Source organism: Limosilactobacillus sp., from assembly GCF_022651205.1.
Classification (GTDB): domain Bacteria; phylum Bacillota; class Bacilli; order Lactobacillales; family Lactobacillaceae; genus Limosilactobacillus.
In genome coordinates, this window is sequence record NZ_JALCQI010000016.1 from 1 (window position 1) to 21,792 (window position 21,792).

The window sequence follows — 21,792 nt, forward strand, 5'->3', positions numbered from 1 at the left end:
TAGTGTCCCCCAGGTTGCCTTCTTGTTAGCTTCACTTTCTTCCTTAGCAGTTTCCTTAATACTTTCTAATTCTTTATTAATTTCATTTGGATTTTTCCGAATATATGTCAAGACTTTCCTTGCTTGCGCTTCATTACCATTCCGAAGTAAGAACCGCGGTGATTCAGGTAGACGAAGGACACCAAGGAAAAGAATTAAGGCAGGAACAGCAGCTAAACCTAACATTAACCGCCATGCCCATTCACCGGGTAGGTCTTTTAACAGGTAATCAACAACATATGAAAGTAGCATCCCTGAAACAATCATCGTTTGGTTTAATCCTGATAGTCGACCACGAGCACTTGCTGGTGCCATTTCTGACATGTAAGCAGGAACCAAAGCTGACGCGGCACCAACTGCTAATCCAAGTAACATCCGAACAATAATTAGGTAGTAAGCACTCGCTTCACCCATATCAGGCGATACACCTGATAAAACAGAGAAGACCATGAAAACAATTGCAGACATTAAAATCATCTTCCGCCGGCCAAATTTATCTGATAATTGTCCGGCCAAAGCACCACCAAAGATTGCACCAAACATCACTGCTGAAGTAATCCAACCAACCAAGGTTGCTGCATTTTCCAAATGCCAATCTGTTTGAAGAAATGGCAAGGCACCAGTCATTACACCGATATCGTAACCAAATAGGATTCCTCCGAATGATCCGAAGAAGTAGATAAAGGCACTTGAAATTTTCTTTTTACCTTGCGCCATTAGTTTATCCCCCTTGATAAAAAACTAAGTAAATGCTCGCCTTCATGAAAACGTATTCATTGAACAATTTTTATATTACTCTACTTGTACGGATAAATCAATGATATTTTTCAAGATTTATGTCAAACAATTGCTAAACGAATGTGATGAATTTGATATAAAAGCCTATATGTCAGCATTACGCTTTTATAGTTATATCTACAAAAAATATTTATACGTATAAATATTATATTTTCCCTTTATCTAACTGATATAATCTTAGTTATATCGTTAAGAGCGCTAGTACACTGATTTCACATTAAAAAGGCCAGCATTAGGCACAATGAGTACTTAAAACTGACCTTTTCAGTTACAAAAAATCGCTAGCTACGATAATTACCGTAACTAGCGATTTGTTTTCTAATTTAATTTCTTTAATTCTTTTTCGATTTCGTCTTTAACAAAGGATTCCCTACGTGCAATACTAATACTTTTCGCAATCTCTAAGGTCTTCTTAGCTTCGTCCTTTTCTCCTAATGCTAACTCATCTTTTCCAAGAATCAAATATAGTTCATCAAGGATAAATAGTGAGTCGTGATCACGACAAAGCTCAATCCCCCGTTCAACAATCTTTTTGGATTCCTTGTAGTTACCAAGGTTTCCGTAGAGCTCACCAATTTGGCAATAAATTGATGCCCACTGGTGTAAGCTCCCAATTAATTTCTTATTATCAATTAGGCGAACAGCACGATCGGTTAACCGTTGAGCCCGTTCTGGATCGTTACGCTTATAGTAAGCAAGTGCCATTCCAGCAGTTGTCATTGCCAGGTAAATGTTGGCACTCGTTGTTGCAAATTGGGTCAAGACTAATTCAAAATTGAAGATTGCTTCATCAATCTTGTCTGATTTAACCTGGACCGTTCCCAATAAGTAGTAATATCGCTGCTTATCAAAGTCACTCTCAATTTTTTTAATTGGGATTTTATTTAATCCATCTACGGCTTCATCTAGTTTTCCAGCAACCAAATCGTTAACAATTGTATTAAATTGGTCGTTAATGCCGCTCCCACTATTTTCCACGATTCTTTCTGTGGGGATATTCAGGCGTTCACAGATTGCAGTCAAAATATTCATTTTAGGCAGCCGGTTTTGCTTCTCCATTAAGCTAATTGTGGCCTGAGTACAGATACCTTCTGCCAATGCTGTCTGTGATAAACCTCTTTTGCGGCGAATTTTCTTTAAAACGTCTCCTCGGAGTCTCATTTTCTTCCCTTCCTCAACTTACTGATATGTCAAAAATTATTGGCGAGATCAAATGATCTAAGAACCGTAGCTGAAAATATCTTTATGCATTATAACACTAATTATGCGCTGATACTAAGGAATCAGCAATAAAAAAGAACTGGTACGGACTAATTTTCACCAGTTCCTCCATTATGCATATTTCGTCCAATTAAATTAGACATATTAAGCAAATATGAATATTAAATAGTTCTGATAAATTTTTTACAATATTGAACTAATCTTCATTATATTTTTTGGTACCGACTTTTTCTTTACCCAATTTTTGGAAATCATATTTAATCTTACTGTTCCGATCAAATTCTTCCAAGCCAAGTTGAATTAGCCGATCAACTAGGTCGGAGTAACTAATTCCAGAAACTTCCCACATTTGAGGGTAAAGACTAATATTAGTAAAGCCTGGTAAGGTGTTTGGTTCACCAAGGTATGGAACATTGTTTGAATCAACCAAGAAGTCGATCCGGGCCATCCCCTTCATCCCTAGCACCTTATATGCCTTCAGTGCCATTGACGTGATTTCTTCGGTTAGGTATTCAGGAAGCTTTACCGGCAACTCAAATACGACACCACTGGCATCAACAAACTTGTTCTCGTAGTTATAGAAGGAATCACCTTCTGGTACCCGCACCGCACCAAGCTTTGATGCTACAGGGTGCTCGTTACCAAGAATTGAGATCTCGACTTCCTGTGGGTGATCAATCCCCTGTTCGACTAAAATCTTGTAATCGTACTTAAAGGCATCATCAAGAGCCTGCTCGTATTCTTCGGCATTGGTTACCTTATGGATCCCGACAGATGACCCTTGCTTAGCAGGCTTAACAAAGGCAAGGTCACCGATCTTTTCTTCAACCCGATCCCAAGAATATTCAGCCCGGTTCTCGGGAGTGACCACTACGTAAGGAGTATTACGGATACCAGCTTCCGTAAGGATCTTCTTTGTCAAATCCTTATCGAATGCCATCGCACTAGCAGCAATATTCGAACCAACGTATGGCTTCCGTAAAAGCTTAAACAGTCCCTGAACAGTCCCATCTTCTCCCAGATTACCATGGATAACCGGGAAGAACAGATCAACGGACTTCATCTCATCTAGTGCCATAATTGGGGCTAATGGTCGGCTGAGGTCCATCTTCTTGTATTCTTCTTGAACTACTTGGTCCTCGTCATCCCCATCAAAGATTCGCTGTGATGCATCATTACCAAGCAGGATCCCGTCCTTAGTAAACATAAACAAGCTAACATCATACTTATCCTTATCAATAGCATCATAAATGTTATGTGCCGAACGCTTTGATACGTCATGCTCAGAGGAATTACCACCAAACAACAATGCGATTTTTAACTTTTTAGTCATTACGTGTACCACCTTATTTAGTTTAATTTAATTTATTACCGTTTTCCTAGAATCTTTAGTATATCATGATTCAGTCTCCCTTACTAGCTATTTAAAAGTCAAAAACCAAAGTTACGGTCGTCTTCGTAACTTTGGTTTTCAATAAAATTATTTGCTTACTTACCGTTAGGGTAGACAGCAACAACCCCACCATTGTAGTGCTTGTTAATCCATTGTTGAGTTGACTTAGATTGAAGAGCCTTGATTAACTTTTTAATTGCTGGGTTATTCTTGTTCTTCTTTTGCACAGCAATCAAGTTAGCGTATGGTGAACTATTCTTTTCAAGGGCAATTGAGTCCTTCTTTGGGTTCAATCCAGCTTGAACAGCGTAGTTAGCGTTAATAACAACGGCATCACCTTCACCACGCTTGTAGAATTGTGTCATCAACTTTGGTTCGAGGTCGGTCTTGAACTTCAAATTCTTCTTGTTAGTTTGAATATCGTTAAAGTTAGCGGATTCGATCTTTGTACCTGGCTTAAGAGTGATTAATCCGGCATCCTTCAAGATTTCCAGTACCCGCCCATAATCAGCAACGTTGTTCGATACTAAGATAGTTGCTCCATTAGGCAAGTCTGATAACTTCTTGTACTTCTTTGAATAGAAGCCAATTGGTTCAAGGTGAACATTCCCGGCATTAACTAATGTTCCGTGGTTCTTCTTGTTCCAATTATCTAAGAATGGCTTGTGTTGGAAGTAGTTAGCGTCCAAGTCGCCACTAGCTAATTCTTTGTTTGGCAAAACATAATCTTGGAAGGTCTTAATCTTTAAGTTAACCCCTTCCTTCTTTAATTGAGGTTGAACATGCTTCAGAATTTCTGCGTGGGGAGTTGAAGAAGCCCCCACGGTTAAAGTTGTTTCCTTTTGCTTTCCACATCCTGTAAGGACCAATGCCCCTAATGCTAACGTTGCAATTGCTGCTAACCATTTTTTCTTCATAAGAATTACCTCCGTTTTCTAATTAACGCTTATCAATTTTCTTAACAACTGCATCCCCCAAGAATTGGAAGATAAAGACAATCACGACAATGATGATTGTTGCCATCATCGTCACGGCATTGTTGCTTGCTTGGAACCCATCTAAGTAAGCCAAGTTACCAAGACCACCGGCACCAATTGCACCAGCCATTGCAGTGTAACCAATTAATGAAATGGTAGTAACCGTGATTCCTGAAACCAGTGCTGGTGAGCTTTCTGGAATTAGGACTTTGGTAACAATCTGCCACCGGGTAGCTCCCATCGCCTTTGCAGCTTCAATAACACCATGATCCAGGTCATCAAAGGCAATCTGAACGAGTCGAGCATAGAATGGTGCGGCTGAAATAATCAGCGATGGTAATGCCGCCCGTGGACCCATGATTGTTCCAACTAACGCTTGAGTTGCTGGAAGTAACAGAACAATCAAGATAATAAACGGGATTGAACGAAAAATGTTAACCAAAGCGGCAACTACCCAATTAATAATCTTGGCACCAATTGAATTACTATTCTGTGTTTCAAACAAAATCAGTCCCAAGATAATCCCGAAGATCGCAACTGCAATCATTGAGACAACTGTCATCCAAACAGTTTCCCAGGTTGCTTGGCCCATTTTTGTCCAATCAACATTATTAAATTCAAAAAATGAAGCAAATCCATTATTGTTCACGATTAATCACCTCTGTCTCTACTCTCATGGTCTTCAAGTAATCAAGAGCACCTTGAATTTGTTCTTGGTTATCGTTCTCCACCGTCAACTGGATGTATAGGGAACCAATTGACCCTTCCTGTGTCTGGTGGATATTCCCCTCAATAATACTCATATTGGTATCAGGGAATTGCCGAAGCATCTCAGAAACAATCGGTAGCTTGGCTTGGTCGCCATGGAAAGTTAGCTTTACGATGACACCATTTGGATGTGACTCTAATAACTGGTCGACAACAACCTGGGTATCATCAGCAGAACCAGTTGATGTTTCCTGGTTAACAAATCGTTTAGTAATTGCCTGTTGAGGGTGCTTGAAGACATCTAAGACAGGTCCATCTTCAACGATTGTTCCAGCATCCAGCACCGCCACGTGGTCACAAATTTTTCGAATAACGTGCATCTCGTGGGTAATCACAACGATGGTCAGCCCTAAACGACGGTTAATGTCAACGAGAAGGTCAAGGACTTCATCCGTTGTCTTCGGGTCCAAGGCACTCGTTGCTTCATCGGAAAGAAGGATCTTCGGGTCATTCGCTAACGCCCGGGCAATGCCGACCCGTTGCTTTTGACCACCAGATAATTCTGAAGGATAAGCTTTTTCCTTTCCCTGTAAACCAACTAGCTTGATGAGCTCTTCCGCCTTTTTTCGTCGTTCTTCTTTATTCCCCTTTTTTGAAATTTCTAAGGGGAACTCAACGTTTTCTAAGACGGTTCGTGACCATAGTAAGTCAAAGTGTTGGAAAATCATTCCAATCTTTAGTCGTGCTTCCCGTAAAGCTTCACCCTTTAACTGACTAATTTCTTGCCCGTTTACGGTAACAGAACCAGTAGTCGGTGTCTCTAATCCATTAATCATCCGGATTAGGGTACTCTTCCCGGCACCCGAATAACCAACAATTCCGTAAATCTTACCATCGGAAACTGTCAGGTTAACATCCTTGATTGCCTTTACGGGTCCCTCTTTACCTGTATATGTTTTTGAAACATCTTTAAAGCGAATCAATTACTTTTCCTCCTTTACAATAAAAAAACCTTTCACCATTTAATAATCAAAGTTATTAAACGGACGAAAGGCTTCGTGGTACCACCGCAGTTCATGAATATCTCACAATATTCATCTCAATAAGTGTCAAACAACACTTACCTGCGATAATGGGCAGTCACCAATATTAGCTTATCCTCAGACTCACTAATATACTTTAATCAAAGACCATCTTCGATACCACTAACTAATTCTCTCTCACCAACCAAGAACTCTCTGAGTAATTAATTAATATCTACTCATCTTTTCAAATTATATTTTAATATTTCGATTGGTATTATAATACTAACTTCACTTTTCTTTGTCAAGGGGATTTTAAAAAAAGTGTGCTCGTCAGCAGAGGACTTGCGGAAGGCTAGCAATTTCTCCTGACGAAGGCGTCTTGCGGCTAGGAAGGAGGTTGCTAGCTCTAGCAAGTCCCTGACGAGCAGTCCTTAATTGTCCTGCAATCAAGGACGGGATAATTAGACGGAGATTGCAGTCGCGGCGAAGGAGTAAACTAGAAAACTTGTTTTCGTCCGTGAACCCTCGCAAGGCTGATTAGATTTCTCACCATCAACTTGTTGATGCGAGGAGTCAATCAGCTACTGCGCAGTCCTTGACCATGTTGCAGTAAAACCGCTTCACCCCCCATCCTGTGGAATTTACCCTAAAACAAAAAAGTCCAGAACGAGAATAATCGTTCTGAACTTTTTTAAGTTATCTTTGATTGTCAATTACTTTACTTCAACAATCCAGTTATCCTTTTCATCACTTGAACTCAATAGTTCTGGTTGATCAAGGACCTTCTTGTTAACTGCGGTAATTTCACCATCAATTGGGCTATCAAGGTCAGTAACTGCCTTTTCAGCTTCAACAGCGATAAACTTACCACCGTTAGTTAACTTTGTCCCTACAGCAGGAACATCAATAAAGCTAACCTTACCTAAATCGTCTCGACCAGAATCGTTTAAGCCCAAACGAGTGTTACCATTAGCTTCCTTTTTTTGCCAGAAATAATTCTCAGCTGCCATTTTATTTACACCCCATCTATCTAAATTCCTTGTTGTTACTAAACATGTACGAATGGTGGTGATATCTCATCGACATTACCATCCCGATCCCGATTAGGTTACCAATCAAGGATGAACCACCAGCACTAATAAATGGTAGCGGAATACCTGTCAGTGGAAGTAGCCCAATATTCATCCCGATGTTTTCAAAAACGTGGAATAAAATCATCATGATAACACCAGTAGAGATGTATGCATAGAATTCGTTCCGCGTATCAAACGTAACGCGGATCATTAAGTAAATCAAAAGTAGGTAGAGAAGAATCAGTAATGCACTTCCAATGAAGCCAAAATTCTCGCCGACAACCGAAAAGATCATATCTGATTCACGAACGGGGACGTAAACCTTAGAATTATTAAATCCCGTCCCAGTAATTCCACCAGAACCAACGGCCTTAATACTTTGCCATAATTGATAGCCTTGATTACTGGTATCCTGCTCTGGATGAAGCCAGGTATCTACCCGGTCAAACTGGTATGCCTGGAAACCAACGTGTTCAAGGATCATCCGACCAAATGAACTCGTAACCATTGCTAATGCCGAACCACCAATTACAACTAATGCAATCGCTGTTGGGGCAATAATTCGCCACGTAACCCCAGAAACAAGGACCATTCCACAGAAAATAGCGAAGAAAACAAGTCCTGTCCCAAAGTCGTTTTGTAACTTCAATGAGATTAAGATCGGTAGTAGCCATAAGGCCATCGTTCCGATCAATCGCCAATCAGATCTAACAGTATGAACATTATAGTGGTTATTATGCGTTGTGATTACCCGCCCCATCATTAAGATATAGGCTGGTTTCATGATTTCTGACGGCTGAAAAGTAAATGGTCCAATTGCAAACCAACTTTTGGCCCCCGTATTAGCATAATAAGCACGACTATAGAATACCAGGATTGCAAACATTAAGAATATTCCAACCCAGTAAACTAGTGGGGCAACTTTCCACAGCTGTTCAGAGTCAAACTGCATAATCACAACCACTAAAATTGTCCCAATAATATACCAAATTAACTGGCTTACCACTTGCCGCATAACACTGGTAGAACCTCCAGTATCATGAACGGCCGCAACATAAATTGATGCCAAACCAATTAAGGCTAGCAGCAACACACAAAAAATGATTCCCCAGTCAATCCGGCTCTCATCATCCCTTTGAGAACGTTGCATCCTTTAACTCCTTTTTTGAGATTTTGGCAACGCTACTGCATCGCATTTATCCTTGATGTAAATGATATTGTTGCAATACAACTTCAAGTCCCTCTTCCTGAGAGCGAACAAAGAATTCACTTTCGTCAGCAGTCAGTAAAGCCTTAAAACGATTACCATCCGCAACCACTTCACCAATTAGCCGCTTCCCAATGAAGACTTGCTGAACTGGTTGGTGACGGCGTTCAATATCTTTTACATTAACTTCAATTTTTTTATCTTTTTTTGCCACTTTTTCACCTTTATTATTTTATAACTCGATGGAAAGTAAATCTTTTAGGAACTGGGTCATAACCACCACGAGCAAATGGTTGACACCGCAGTAGTCTCACAATTCCAAGTAATATCCCCCGGATTCCAAAACGTTGAATAGCTTCTAGCATGTATTCGGAACAAGAAGGATAATACCGACAAACCCTAAATGGTCGTCTTGCCGATATATACCGTTGATACCACCGGATTAATCGACTCGCAATCCGCACCATTAGTCCTTGCTCTTTTTACCGTTATCGGTCTTCTGCATCCGTTCCAGCATCTCACCGGCACCCTTAGCAACATTGTCCAATGGGTCTTGTGAAACGACAACGGGAACCTTTAATTGATCACTAAAGAGCTGATCAATGCCCTTAAGGAGAGAAGTCCCACCAGTAAGCATGATTCCCCGGTCAATAATATCGCTTGCTAACTCAGGCGGAATTGTTTCAAGAACACCAATAGTTGCCTTAACGATTTGATCAAGCGTCCCGTGGATGGCCTCTTCAATTTCATTTTCATTTGTCGTAATTTGCTTTGGCATTCCAGTAGCAACATCACGACCACGAACATCCATTTCCTTTGGTTCGTCAACTTGCAAGGCCGTTCCGATTTCCATCTTAATTTGTTCAGCGGTATGCTCACCAATGATTAGGCCGTGATGATCCTTAATATAAGCGGTAATGTCCGCATTTAATTTGTCCCCAGCCATTCGAATTGACTGACTAGCAACAATATCTCCTAGTGAAAGGATGGCAATATCACTAGTACCACCACCCATATCGATGACCATGCTTCCGCGAGGCTTAAAGATATCCAAGCCAGCACCAATCGCAGCAACCTTAGGCTCATATTCAAGGTAAACCTTGCCACCACCAGATTGTTCGGCAGCTTGAATAATCGCCTTACGTTCAATCTCAGTAATATTGGTAGGAGCACAAATCATAATATCAGGTTTTGACATAAAGCCCTTAACACTTAACTTACCGATAAAGTAAGAAAGCATTTCTTGGGTAACATCGAAGTCAGAAATAACCCCATTTTTCAACGGACGGATTGCGCGAATATTGCTTGGTGTCCGACCAACCATCCGGTATGCTTCTGATCCAACAGCTAAGACCTTATTAGTTTGCGTATCAATTGCAACTACTGAAGGTTCGTTCAGGACAATGCCTTTTCCCTGAACGTAAATTAGAACATTAGCAGTTCCTAAATCGATTCCGATATCCTTTGCCATTTATATAATTTCTCCTTCCGGCCAATTCTTATAATAACGTTGGTAATTATACCACATAATTAAGCGATACTAACCACGTTCAGTATGATGAGCAATTTGTTCAGGGGCCAATTCAATTTGATCGTCAATGTTAACTCGATCAATCTGGGCACCTAGCTGAGCAAGTTTTTGATGAAGGTGATAATATCCTCGATCAAGGTACTTCAAATTACGTACCTGAGTAATTCCTTTGGCAACTAGCCCAGCGATCACCAATGCAGCCCCTGCACGTAAATCGGTAGCTGAAACCTCAGCGCCACTAAAGGAAGTTGGTCCGTTTAAGACCGCCGTAGACTTATTAATTTGGTAATCGGCATTCATCCGCCGTAGCTCTTCCAGATGCATGAATCGCTTTTCAAAAACGGTCTCGTTCATCGTACTAGTTCCATTAGCTAATAATTGCAAGACCGTCATCTGGGGCTGAAGATCGGTTGGAAAGCCAGGATATGGAGCAGTTTGAACGTTAGATGGCAGTAAGATTGACGTGCCTAAAACCCGAATACCGTCTTTTTGATTAATCACGGTCACTCCCATATCACGTAACTTGGCGATTAACGGTTCATTGTACTTGCCCTCAGTATTTTCAATTACAACGTCACCATTTGTAGCGGCCGCCGCAATCATAAAGGTCCCTGCTTCGATCCGGTCTGACATAACTCGGTAGTCACAACCATGAAGGAAGTTAACCCCCTGGATTCGGATAACATCAGTCCCAGCACCATGAACCCGGGCACCCATCTTATTCAGAGCGTTTGCCAAATCAACAATTTCTGGTTCGCGTGCACAATTTTCAATCGTCGTGATCCCTTGGGCTAAAGTTGCTGCCATCATGATATTTTGTGTTGCACCAACGCTTGGGAAATCTAAGTAAATATTAGTACCAACTAACCGGTCAGCATGAGCCTCAATATAACCATCGTGCTGCTCAATCACCGCACCAAGCTGACGAAGGCCCTTTAAGTGAAGGTCAATTGGCCGTGATCCTATTGCACAACCACCCGGAAGTGCAATTTTCGCATAACCCGTTCTTGCTAATAATGGTCCCATTACCACCATTGATGCCCGCATCTTACTGACATACTGGAATGGTGCCTCTGAAGACAATTTTCCACTAGCATTTAAGTCAATTGCATGCTTTTCTTGGTCAAATTGAATTTGAATATTTAAGAATTTTAATAATTCATTCATTACTAAGACATCGGATAACACCGGGACATTAGTTAAGTGCAGGGTCCCAGTAGAAGCTAGAATTCCTGCTGCCTGAAGTGGCAGGACAGCATTCTTGGCTCCTTCAACGGCAACCCGTCCAGATAAACGATGACCACCCTTAATAATTATCTTTTCCATAACTTACTCCTTATTAAAATCAACGCAATAAACCTGGTAGCTGGCTAACAGCATTAATAAACCCAATGAAGAAACTGGCACATAAGTACCCAATCGCAGTAGAAAATAAGACAATTATTAGTGGCAAGGTCTTAGGAGGCTGACGGAACATTCGTTCAAAATGAATCCCTTGAATTGCGGTAAATGTCAGCCAAATCATTCCGAGTTGGATCACTATTTCTACTAACGCTTTAACACTTGATAATTGCACCATTTCACCTTCTTTAAAACCAACTACAATCTTATCATACCAACTAATTAAGGATCAGTCATCATTAACAACCTTTAGACTATATTAAGGAATAAAAAAAGGATATTTAACCAGTTTTTACTGATCAAATATCCTTTTTGGAAGCTCAAAATATCATTATTTTGACTTAAACTTAGAAACCTTAAGTCGGTTAACGGCCCGTTTCAATTGAACCTCAGCACGAGCAATATCGTTCTTTCGGTGAGCCTTCTTTGCTTCCTTAATGGCTTCTTCGGCACGGTGCTTAGCTTCTTCAGCACGGGCCACATCGATCTTTTCAGGCAATTCAGCACTATCAGCGGTAATCAAAGCAGTTTTACCATCAAACTGCATAATCCCACCGTTAACGGCTGCAATTTCGTCTGTTCCTTGACCGTGTTTAATTCGTAATTGGTTAATCGTCAATGATGCTAATACGGGCACGTGATTAGCCATAATCCCCATTTGTCCACCAGCGGTATTCATGATGAGCATTGTGGCTGTATCATTGTCGTAGACCGTTCCATCAGGAGTAATAATGGTGACTTTAAACTTAGTATCAGCCATAATTATCCCTCCTAATCTTCGGCTTCTTCAGCAGCATCAGCCTTCATTTTCTTAGCCTTTTCAACAGCATCGTCGATTGTACCAACTAGCCGGAATGCTTCTTCTGGTAAATCATCATACTTACCATCAAGAATACCCTTAAAGCCTTTAATGGTATCCTTCAATGAAACATACTTACCTGGCGTACCAGTAAATTGTTCGGCAACACTGAAACTCTGTGATAAGAAGTTTTGAATCCGCCGAGCACGAGCAACGATAACCTTTTCATCGTCAGATAATTCATCCATCCCCAGGATAGAAATGATATCTTGCAATTCATGGTACCGTTGCAAAACATGTTGAACCTCAGTAGCAACTTCGTAGTGTTCCTTCCCGACAATTTCAGGAGTTAATGCAGTAGAAGTTGATGCAAGTGGATCAACGGCTGGGTAAATACCAATTTGAGTTAACCGACGTTCCAGGTTAGTAGTGGCATCCAAGTGGGCGAATGTCGTTGCTGGAGCAGGGTCGGTATAGTCATCGGCTGGGACATAAACAGCTTGGATTGAAGTAATTGAACCCTTCTTAGTAGAAGTAATCCGTTCCTGTAATTGACCCATTTCAGTAGCCAAAGTTGGCTGGTAACCAACGGCAGAAGGAATCCGTCCCAAGAGGGCAGAAACTTCTGAACCGGCTTGGGTAAACCGGAAAATGTTATCAATAAATAACAGCACATCCTGGCCCTTAACATCACGGAAGTATTCCGCAATGGTTAATCCAGTTAAGGCAACCCGCATACGAGCACCAGGAGGTTCGTTCATCTGACCATAAACCATGGCAGTCTTTTCAAGAACCCCTGAAGCCTTCATTTCATAGTACATATCGTTACCTTCACGGGTCCGTTCACCAACCCCAGTGAAGACAGAAATACCATTGTGCCCTTGCGCAATGTTGTGGATTAATTCCTGAATCAAAACGGTCTTACCAACACCGGCACCACCGAATAACCCAATCTTTCCACCACGAACATATGGGGCTAACAAATCAATAACCTTAATCCCAGTTTCAAGGATTTCAGTATTGTTGTTTAATTCATCATACTTAGGTGCATCACGGTGAATAGGCATCCGCTTTGCATCTGGTCCAAACTTAGGACCGTTATCAACAGGTTCACCTAAAACGTTGAAAACACGTCCCAGAGTGTCATCACCAACCGGCACACTAATTGGTGCACCAGTGTTTTCGACTTCCATTCCCCGTTGAAGACCATCGGTACCATCCATGGCAATTGTTCGGACTACCCCGTCACCCAATTCAAGGGCAACTTCAGTGGTCAAAGTCTTGTCATCACTTTCCTTGATCTTTAACGCATCATTAATTTCTGGGAGTTTTTCATCTAAGGGGAACTCAATATCAACAACTGGTCCGACAACTTGAACAACTTTACCAGAACTCATGTTGTTTCCTCCTCAGTTAAATTTTATTCTTGTGCTGTCATACCACCGGTAATTTCAGTAATTTCGGTGGTAATTGCAGCTTGACGAGCACGGTTATATTGCAATTCCAATGATGAAATGATGTCATCAGCATTATCAGTTGCTGACCGCATTGCGTTAGCACTTGATGAATGCTCTGACGTCTTTGCATCAAGGATTGCCCCATACAATAGACTTTCGGCATATTGTGAGACAAGTCCTGCAATAATCTCCGTATCCGAAGGTTCAAATTCGTATTCAGCCGTAATTGGTGCCTCATCTTCAGTGGACTTTGACTTTGAAGAAGATTCTTCTACGTCGTCCTCTAACGATTCAGCTGTAATTGGCAAAACATCATGAACCCGTACACGGGACGTAATCCGGTTAACGTAATGACTATAAGTCAAATACATTTCATCGAACACGGCATCGTCATACATCTGAACAGCAGTCTTTACAATTTGATGAACTTCTCGGAATGTTGGTACATCACTAACGCCTGAATACTCATAGACGACGTTCATCCCACGTTTCTTAAAGAATTCAGTTCCTGTTTTACCAACAGTCAGAAATACCGTATTTTCAGCGGTCAGGTTCTGATCCTTCATCAATTGTAAGGTTTGCTTGATAATATTGTTATTGTAACTACCAACCAAGCCACGATCAGATGTTATAACTAAAATTCCAGTCTTTTTAACTGGACGCTTCTCAAACAACGCAGCGTAAGCGTCATGACTGGCACTAGCTGCAGATGTGTTGTGAGATTTAACCAGATCGGACAACATCTTCTTGACCTTCTCAGCATAAACTTCGTATGTCTGAGTATGGTGTTGAATTTGATTCAATTTTGCAGTTGAAACCATTTGCATGGCAGCAGTAATCTGCCGCGTGCTCTTTGTGGATTCAATTTTATGCTTAACAGCAGCAAGTGAAGCTGGCACTAAATCTCACCGTCCTTTCGACTAGTCATTATTAATTTTTCTGTGCGGCTTTCTTCTTGTCATCGCTGGTTTGGAATGATTCCGTGAAATCAGCAACGGCATTCTTTAAGTCGTCACCTTCTGGTAATTTACCAGTTGACTTAATCGTATCATAAAGGTCTTGGTGATTAGCATGCATGAATGAAGCAAGTTCACTTTCATAACGTAAAACATCATCCACTGGAATCTTATCAACGAAACCATTTGACAAGGCGAACAATGTAACAACTTGCTGTTCAACAGGTTGTGGTTGGTGCAAGCCCTGCTTCAATAATTCCATCGTGTGCTTACCACGTGACAACTTAGCTTGGGTTGCTTCATCCAAGTCAGAACCGAATTGGGCGAATGAAGCCAATTCATTATATGATGCAATATCCAAACGCAATGTTCCGGCAACCTTCTTCATTGCCTTAACCTGAGCATCCCCACCAACACGAGATACTGATGTACCAGCATCGATCGCTGGACGTTGACCTGCATAGAATTCATCTGAGTTCAAGAAGATCTGTCCATCAGTAATTGAAATAACGTTGGTTGGAATGTAGGCAGAAACATCACCGGCTTGGGTTTGAATAATTGGTAATGCAGTCATTGAACCGCCACCAAGATCATCAGATAACCGTGCAGCACGTTCCAGTAACCGTGAGTGAGTATAGAAAATATCACCAGGGTAAGCTTCACGACCAGGAGGCCGACGAAGAATTAATGAAAGTTCACGGTAAGCATCGGCCTGCTTTGAAAGGTCATCATAAACGATCAAAACATCTTTGCCACCGTACATGAACTCTTCACCCATTGCGGCACCAGCATAAGGGGCAATGTAAAGCATTGGTGCAGGGTTAGAAGCACTAGCTGAAACAATAATTGTGTAGTCTAGTGCGCCGTAACGACGAAGGGTTTCAACGTTCGCACGAACAGTTGATTCCTTTTGACCAATAGCGACGTAAATACAAATAACGTTCTTGCCCTTTTGGTTAATGATGGTATCCAATGCAATGGCAGTCTTACCGGTCTTCCGGTCACCAATGATTAACTCACGCTGACCCCGACCAATTGGTACCAAGGCATCAATAACCTTAATACCAGTTTGCAATGGTTCACTAACACTCTTCCGCTCCATAACACCTGGAGCTTTCTTTTCAATTGGACGTGTCTTGTCAGTCTTGATTTCACCAAGTCCATCAATTGGACGACCTAATGAATCAACAACCCGTCCTAACAATGCATCGCCGACGGGGACTTCCATGATTCGACCCGTCCGCTTAACGGTATCACCTTCACGGATGCCAGAGAAATCTCCCAAAATAACGATACCAACATCGTTACTTTCGAGGTTTTGTGCCATTCCGTAAACACCGTTACTAAATTCGAGCAACTCACCAGCCATGGCATTTTCCAAGCCGTCGGCACGAGCAACACCATCACCAACATAGGTAACAGTACCCGTTTCTTCGACAGATACTTTGTCTTGGTAGTTGGCAAGTTGTTTCTTGATGAGTGAACTGATTTCCTCAGTTTTAATGCTCATAAAGGTCTCACCTCTTCGAAATAAGATAATTATCTAACTAGTAAACGACGAATCTGCTTAATCTTTGAACTCAAGCTACCATCCAACGTCTTGTTATTAAGCCGTACGATAACTCCGCCCAAAATTTCAGGATCAACTTGTTCATGAAGAACAACTTCCTTCGCACCAAACCTGTGCGCCAAATTAGTCTTAAGTTGATCACGTTGTTGTTTATCAAGTTGGATCGCTGTTACAACGTCAGCATGAACACGTTTCATTTTAGCGTCATACCGTCGTTCAAACTCATCAATGATTGCAACCAAATCACTGATCCGGCCATAATCAAAAGTCATTTGAATTAAATTTGAAACTGGTTGAGAAAAGCCTTTCTTCAAATCATCAATAAGGGACTTCTTTTCACTGAGTGATAATTGAACACCTGATAATACAGGGGCCAATGCAGCGTTGTCCTCAAAGACTTGACGTAAAGCAGTCAATTCTTGATAAGTTTGATCGAGAGTATTGTTTTCATCGACCAACTCGAACAGTGCCTTCGCATAACGATTTGCAACTGTTTGCTTATCAAGACTCATGATCTACCAACCCTTCAATATACGAATCAATCAATTCTTTTTGATCGTCCGCATTTAATTCTTTGTGGATGAGTTTGGAAGCAATCTCAATAGATAAGTTTGCAACGTCATCCTTTGCACCATTCAATGCGTCACGACGAGCCTGCTTGGCATCTTCTTGTGCGCGTTGCTTAAGTGCTTGAGCGTCGTTTTGTGCAGCTTCAACAATTTGAGTACGTTGAACTTCACCAGACTTTTTGGCATTGTTAACAATGTCAGCAGCTTCTTGGTGAGAGTTTTGTAACTCAGCTTGCCGTTTAGCAGCCATCTTTTCAGCATTTTCACGTGATTTAGCAGCGTTATCGATATCACTAGCAATCTTATCTGCACGCTTTTTCATCATGTCTGTAACTGGCTTCCAAGCGAAGTGCTTGATTAGCAACATCAAAATGATGAAGGTAACGATGTAAAATACCAAATCACCAACGTATAAGCTATTAGATTCAGCTAAAACACTGTTCACAAACATCTATTGACACCTCCTTGTTCTTTAAAATTATTAATAATCAAAATGATTACTTGTTCATAACAAGGAAACCGATAACAATAGCGATGATAGGCATGGCTTCAATCAAACCAACACCGATGAACATCGTTGCTTGTAATCTACTTTGTAATTCTGGTTGACGTGCGATACTGTCAACAGTATGTCCGATTAAGATACCATCACCAATACCACCACCGATAGCGGCACCCATAGCCGCGAGTCCTGCAGCAATTGCTCCTAATGCCATTTTAAAATTCCTCCTTAAGAGATTATTATTCGGAAACCTTCCGAGAAATATAAACTGTCGTTAATGTTACAAAAACATATGCCTGAATTGAACCGATAAATACTGAGAATCCTTGCCACAGTAGTTCAAGCAAGAACCCTGGAATAATTGTCAAAGCACCATGTGAAAAGGCAACTCCGGCAACTAACTTTAATAGCAGTTCACCAGCAAAAATGTTACCAAAGATCCGCAAACCCAAAGTTAAGAAGTTAGCCAATTCTTCAATGATATTGACTGGCAACATCAATGCAAATGGCTTAACGTACCCCTTCAGGTAACCACCAAAGCCCTTATTTGCAATCCCTGCAAAGTGGGCTAAAACAATTACCATCAATGAGAACGTTAAAGTAACAACTGGATCCGCCGTTGGACTTCTAAGGATTTCTTGGTTATTCCAACTAAGATTAAAAATCAGCCCAAATTGGTTAGCAAAGAAGATGAAGACAAAGAGGACAAAGGCTAAAAAGCTATAATGTCCGGTTTCTTCATTTGGCATTTGACTACGAACAATCCCGTTCGTAAAGTCAATCAGCCATTCCAAAACGTTTTGCGCACCCTTAGGTTTCATTTGAATCTTTCGGGACATGCCAAATAATACAAAGAATACGATTGCATAAATCACAAGTCCTGAAATAATGTTAGTGGCATTAAAGGTCAAGCCAAGAAACTTAAAAGTAAAAGCATCACCGCCCATTCATATTTCACCTCTTTCCTTAATAACAATAATTTGGCTGTAAATTGGATGAACGTCGTATAGTGTACGAACTAGCCCAATATACGAATATTAATATATCATCATTTTCGCTAACATTCAAAAAGATTTCTGGCTTTTTAGCAGAATAAAGTATCGCCACTGCACTATTCAGGGAATTTGTCTTTTTATTTTTGATGATTCTTTAATCATCTTTTAATGAACGAGACAGCAAACCACTGAATACTTTTTAAAATAAATAAAGGACTGACATTCATCAATCCCTTAATTTTAAAATTAATTATTCTTTTCAGTTAATTCTTTTTCACTGCGTGCTTCTTGTGGAAGGATCAAATTCAAGATAATCCCCAAGACAGCAGCAACTGCTAATCCGGAGAATTGGTACTGACCCAACTTAAGGTAAGCATTACCAATCCCGATGACAAGAATTGCAGATGCAATCATCAGGTTCCGCTTCTTGTTAAAGTCAATCTGATCTTCAATCATTACACGAAGTCCACTTGATGCGATCACACCAAAAAGAAGGAAAGAAATCCCACCAATAACGGGCATTGGAATTGTTTCAATCAGTGCACTTAGTTTGCCGATAAAACTGAAGAAGATCGCAAAAGCAGCCGCACCAGCAAGAACGTAGACAGATTGAACTTTTGTAATTGCAATTACCCCGATGTTTTCACCATAACTGGTTACCGGAGGGCCACCAACGAACCCGGCAATGATGGATGCGGTACCATCCCCTGCCAATGTGTGGTTTAGTCCTGGATTCTTAAAGTAATTTCGTTCAGTCAGTTCGTTAAGCACCATAATGTGACCTAAGTGTTCAGTCATCGTAACGAAGGCAATTGGTGCCATGCTTAGGATCGCACCCCAATAAAATTGTGGGTGGTAATTAACAAACGGGATTTGGAACGCTGGCAAACTAAACCAGTGAGCCTTTTCCACTGGAGTAAAGTCAACAATTCCAAATAGACAGGCAACAATGTAGCCGAAAACAATCCCCATTAGAATCGGGATCAGGCCCATGAATCCCTTAAAGTACATGTTAAAGGCAATCGTTAACAGCATGGTAATCATTGCTACAGCGAAGAAGCGCAAATCATACTTTCCAGTTAACGAGTTAATCGTTGCATCCTTAGCAGCAGTGCTAGCCAAGGAAAGACCAATAACGACAACAACAGGACCAACAATAATTGGTGGCAATACCTTATCAATCCAATCGGATCCAATTAGAGTAACCACAATTGAAACAATCAGGTAAACACACCCAACGGCAACCGTCCCTTGGGCAATTCCGGGATAACCAGTAGTTTTCATCAATGCCATCATTGGAACAACGAATGAAAAACTAGAACCCATGTAAGCCGGAATCTTGTGCTTAGTAATCAATAGGTACATTAACGTACCAACACCGGAACTAAAAAGTGCAATTCCGGGATTCAGTCCAACCAGAATTGGTACCAAGACAGTGGAACCAAACATGGAGAACATGTGTTGAAGTGACAAGCCAATCCATTGACCTGTTTTGGGCTTTTCATCAACGTCTAAAACGACATTATCACGATGAGCCATGAATACTTCCCTCCCTAAAAAATAAAGCAGCTTGAGTGATGACCTCAAAGCTGCTTTATTTTCCTACAAGTGATTGTAGTGTACTTTAACCGCACCTTTGAGGCCTCACGGGACCCCTTTTAAAGGTTTTATATTTAGAAGCAATACTACTTCGTTTCTGCTGATTTGTCAATGACTTGATCCCTTCTCTTGACCATTACCAATGATGTAATTGGCACTGTTAGGAGAACGCCAAGGAAAGAAATCAATATCTCAATCAATTCAGCAACAAAGATTTTATTATTAAAAATTGTTCCAATCGAATAATGAAGACCCGCAAACCAGATAAAGAGCGAAAGAAAGCCACCAAAGAAACCGAAGAAAAGGGTATTCAATGTTGTTCCAATAATTTGTCTCCCAATCGCCATTCCACCATCAATCAGCCGTGAATTATTAATTTTAGGGTGCACTTCAAGGATCTCAGTTAAGCCGGCAGAAATTGCAATTGATGCTTCCGCAATGGCTCCCAACGTGCTAATAACAATTGCGGTGACCGAAACTTTCAAGTAACTAATCCCAATTAAAATTGACATTCCCTCAAGATCGTCACTATCTTCATTCCCAAAGCCTTGAACCATCGCCCAATGACTAACGAAGAAAATTAAAATAATCAAAATTAGCAAAACAATCAATGAGGCATAAAAAGCGGTAACCGTTATCCGCAAATCATCTTCCCCCATAAAGATCGTCACTGCAAGAATCGTGATCCCCGTTACCGCAGTGACGAACATCGGCGGAACATGAAATTCAATTAGCACGATCGCAAAGAATAGGAAACCAAAGTTAAGTAAAATGCTGAGGAAGGAGCGCCAGCCTTGCTTCCCCCCGACAAGGACCATTAAGAAAAGCAGGACTAACCCTAATGCATAAATAGTACTCATTATTATCTCCTTCTTCCCAAAAGAATTGCTCCCAAGACGCTAACTACTGGAACCGCAAGAACAATCCCAATGCCGCTAATTAGGCTTTGGACCATCCCTAAACTCATATTCATGCTAAAGGTATACCCCCATGAATTACCATTCTTCAGGTAAAGCAAACTATTGGTGAAGGTATCCGCCATAAAAATGAGGAACAAAACGTTTACCAGTGGCCCCATAATGGACTTACCAACACTTCTCCCCGACATGAATAGCTGCGTTCGCGAAACATTCGGGTCAATCTGCTTTAACTCAAAAAGGGTTGCAACAATATCACTCGATTCATCCATCACTGCCCCCAATGAGCCCAATAAGATTTCTGCGATGAAAAGTGGTCGCGGTACCTGCGTCACATACTGCATTGACTCGTAATAAACACCACGATTATGAGTGAGGTGAAGCACAAGAACCCCGACCAGAATGGCGATTGTTGTTCCGGCAATCGTTGCTCCAAGAGTCGCCAGCATCTTCTTGGTTGGCCCAAGAACTAAAAAGAGACTTACTACCGTGAAAATCAAGGCTAACCCAGAGAAAATCAAGAGGACATGACTTCCCTGGTTATGTAAATCTAGGGAAACTGCAAGCAAGAACAAAATTGTGTTAATCACTACGCTAACAAGCGCAAACGTCCCCGCCTTTCCCATTGTCAGTAGCAAGACAGTAACGACAAGCCAACCAAGAAAGACAACCACCGAATCACGTTTAGGTCCCGCTGGGTTGGCAGTTAATTTACCATGATCCCTTCTTAATTGAGAAAGGAATAGCTGGTTACCAACCTTATATTCCTGATCTAGCGGCTGAGAATCGCTAAACGTATTTTGAACTTTTACCTGGTCACCACGGTTCTTCCCGTTCATCAAAACCGCGGTAATCTTTTGGGTGGTTTGGTGATCGACGTTCTTAAATTCATCTTCTGTCCGCTGCTTTTTTTCATTGCTTACCCTAACAACTTGCGCAATTGGCTGTCGATAAAGGCGCTGGTTGTGAGTAACAAAAAGCATTGCCAGAAGGCCACAAACAATCATTCCAATTATTAAGTAGATTTTTCGCCGTGACCATTTAATTATCACGCG

The 21,792-nt window shown here is 41.1% G+C and carries 24 protein-coding genes and 1 other annotated feature; all 24 genes read right to left on the reverse strand.

The window, feature by feature from the left end:
* Positions 1-756, reverse strand: a 756-nt coding sequence (locus LKJ51_RS04550; RefSeq protein ID WP_291980142.1) for an MFS transporter, incomplete at its 3' end; no start/stop codon positions are given.
* A gap of 399 nt (positions 757-1,155) precedes the next feature.
* Positions 1,156-1,998 carry a helix-turn-helix domain-containing protein gene (locus LKJ51_RS04555; protein ID WP_291978911.1) on the reverse strand — a complete coding sequence of 281 codons (843 nt, stop codon included), beginning with the start codon at positions 1,996-1,998 and terminating at the stop codon, positions 1,156-1,158.
* A gap of 256 nt (positions 1,999-2,254) precedes the next feature.
* Positions 2,255-3,391, reverse strand: a complete 1,137-nt coding sequence (locus LKJ51_RS04560) for a D-alanine--D-alanine ligase family protein (protein ID WP_291978912.1) — start codon at positions 3,389-3,391, stop codon at positions 2,255-2,257.
* 155 nt (positions 3,392-3,546) lie between these two features.
* On the reverse strand, positions 3,547-4,368 hold the full coding sequence (locus LKJ51_RS04565) for a MetQ/NlpA family ABC transporter substrate-binding protein (protein ID WP_291978913.1): 822 nt from the start codon (positions 4,366-4,368) through the stop codon (positions 3,547-3,549).
* 22 nt (positions 4,369-4,390) lie between these two features.
* Positions 4,391-5,020 carry a methionine ABC transporter permease gene (locus LKJ51_RS04570; RefSeq protein ID WP_434737679.1) on the reverse strand — a complete coding sequence of 210 codons (630 nt, stop codon included), beginning with the start codon at positions 5,018-5,020 and terminating at the stop codon, positions 4,391-4,393.
* Between the two features lie 46 nt (positions 5,021-5,066).
* Positions 5,067-6,119 (reverse strand): methionine ABC transporter ATP-binding protein, encoded by a 1,053-nt coding sequence (locus tag LKJ51_RS04575; protein ID WP_291980143.1) that lies wholly within the window; start codon positions 6,117-6,119, stop codon positions 5,067-5,069.
* 56 nt (positions 6,120-6,175) lie between these two features.
* Positions 6,176-6,418: a binding site (T-box leader), on the reverse strand.
* Between the two features lie 456 nt (positions 6,419-6,874).
* Positions 6,875-7,171, reverse strand: a complete 297-nt coding sequence (locus LKJ51_RS04580; protein WP_291979799.1) for a glycine cleavage system protein H — start codon at positions 7,169-7,171, stop codon at positions 6,875-6,877.
* A gap of 16 nt (positions 7,172-7,187) precedes the next feature.
* On the reverse strand, positions 7,188-8,384 hold the full coding sequence (locus LKJ51_RS04585; protein WP_291979798.1) for an FtsW/RodA/SpoVE family cell cycle protein: 1,197 nt from the start codon (positions 8,382-8,384) through the stop codon (positions 7,188-7,190).
* Positions 8,385-8,430: 46 nt separating this feature from the next.
* Positions 8,431-8,655: a DUF2969 domain-containing protein gene (locus tag LKJ51_RS04590; protein ID WP_291979796.1), complete on the reverse strand. Its 225-nt coding sequence runs from the start codon at positions 8,653-8,655 to the stop codon at positions 8,431-8,433.
* 13 nt (positions 8,656-8,668) lie between these two features.
* On the reverse strand, positions 8,669-8,908 hold the full coding sequence (gene yidD, locus LKJ51_RS04595; protein WP_291979794.1) for a membrane protein insertion efficiency factor YidD: 240 nt from the start codon (positions 8,906-8,908) through the stop codon (positions 8,669-8,671).
* The gene (locus LKJ51_RS04600) at positions 8,908-9,912 is read right to left on the reverse strand and encodes a rod shape-determining protein (protein WP_291979793.1); all 1,005 of its coding nucleotides are present in this window, start codon (positions 9,910-9,912) and stop codon (positions 8,908-8,910) included. The genes yidD and LKJ51_RS04600 overlap by 1 nt, the downstream gene beginning before the upstream one ends.
* A gap of 69 nt (positions 9,913-9,981) precedes the next feature.
* Complete coding sequence (gene murA / locus LKJ51_RS04605; protein ID WP_291979792.1) at positions 9,982-11,298, reverse strand: UDP-N-acetylglucosamine 1-carboxyvinyltransferase; 1,317 nt, start codon at positions 11,296-11,298, stop codon at positions 9,982-9,984.
* Positions 11,299-11,317: 19 nt separating this feature from the next.
* On the reverse strand, positions 11,318-11,512 hold the full coding sequence (locus LKJ51_RS04610; protein WP_291980144.1) for a DUF1146 domain-containing protein: 195 nt from the start codon (positions 11,510-11,512) through the stop codon (positions 11,318-11,320).
* Positions 11,513-11,704: 192 nt separating this feature from the next.
* On the reverse strand, positions 11,705-12,133 hold the full coding sequence (locus LKJ51_RS04615; protein ID WP_291979791.1) for a F0F1 ATP synthase subunit epsilon: 429 nt from the start codon (positions 12,131-12,133) through the stop codon (positions 11,705-11,707).
* A gap of 11 nt (positions 12,134-12,144) precedes the next feature.
* Positions 12,145-13,569: a F0F1 ATP synthase subunit beta gene (atpD, locus tag LKJ51_RS04620; protein ID WP_291979790.1), complete on the reverse strand. Its 1,425-nt coding sequence runs from the start codon at positions 13,567-13,569 to the stop codon at positions 12,145-12,147.
* Positions 13,570-13,592: 23 nt separating this feature from the next.
* Positions 13,593-14,528 carry a F0F1 ATP synthase subunit gamma gene (locus LKJ51_RS04625; RefSeq protein ID WP_291979789.1) on the reverse strand — a complete coding sequence of 312 codons (936 nt, stop codon included), beginning with the start codon at positions 14,526-14,528 and terminating at the stop codon, positions 13,593-13,595.
* Positions 14,529-14,559: 31 nt separating this feature from the next.
* A complete protein-coding gene (gene atpA / locus LKJ51_RS04630; RefSeq protein WP_291979788.1) occupies positions 14,560-16,095 on the reverse strand; it encodes a F0F1 ATP synthase subunit alpha in 1,536 nt (511 codons plus the stop codon).
* A 29-nt stretch (positions 16,096-16,124) separates the two neighbouring features.
* Positions 16,125-16,667 (reverse strand): ATP synthase F1 subunit delta, encoded by a 543-nt coding sequence (gene atpH / locus LKJ51_RS04635; protein ID WP_291979787.1) that lies wholly within the window; start codon positions 16,665-16,667, stop codon positions 16,125-16,127.
* Positions 16,657-17,175, reverse strand: a complete 519-nt coding sequence (gene atpF, locus LKJ51_RS04640; protein WP_291979786.1) for a F0F1 ATP synthase subunit B — start codon at positions 17,173-17,175, stop codon at positions 16,657-16,659. Before atpF ends, atpH begins: the two co-directional genes overlap by 11 nt.
* A gap of 46 nt (positions 17,176-17,221) precedes the next feature.
* Positions 17,222-17,440: a F0F1 ATP synthase subunit C gene (gene atpE, locus LKJ51_RS04645; protein ID WP_003666561.1), complete on the reverse strand. Its 219-nt coding sequence runs from the start codon at positions 17,438-17,440 to the stop codon at positions 17,222-17,224.
* A gap of 25 nt (positions 17,441-17,465) precedes the next feature.
* Positions 17,466-18,173 (reverse strand): F0F1 ATP synthase subunit A, encoded by a 708-nt coding sequence (gene atpB / locus LKJ51_RS04650; RefSeq protein ID WP_291980145.1) that lies wholly within the window; start codon positions 18,171-18,173, stop codon positions 17,466-17,468.
* A 294-nt stretch (positions 18,174-18,467) separates the two neighbouring features.
* Positions 18,468-19,760 (reverse strand): solute carrier family 23 protein, encoded by a 1,293-nt coding sequence (locus tag LKJ51_RS04655; RefSeq protein ID WP_291979309.1) that lies wholly within the window; start codon positions 19,758-19,760, stop codon positions 18,468-18,470.
* 146 nt (positions 19,761-19,906) lie between these two features.
* Positions 19,907-20,680 carry a YibE/F family protein gene (locus LKJ51_RS04660; RefSeq protein WP_291979307.1) on the reverse strand — a complete coding sequence of 258 codons (774 nt, stop codon included), beginning with the start codon at positions 20,678-20,680 and terminating at the stop codon, positions 19,907-19,909.
* A gap of 2 nt (positions 20,681-20,682) precedes the next feature.
* Positions 20,683-21,744 (reverse strand): YibE/F family protein, encoded by a 1,062-nt coding sequence (locus tag LKJ51_RS04665; protein ID WP_434737680.1) that lies wholly within the window; start codon positions 21,742-21,744, stop codon positions 20,683-20,685.
* Positions 21,745-21,792: the final 48 nt, after the last annotated feature.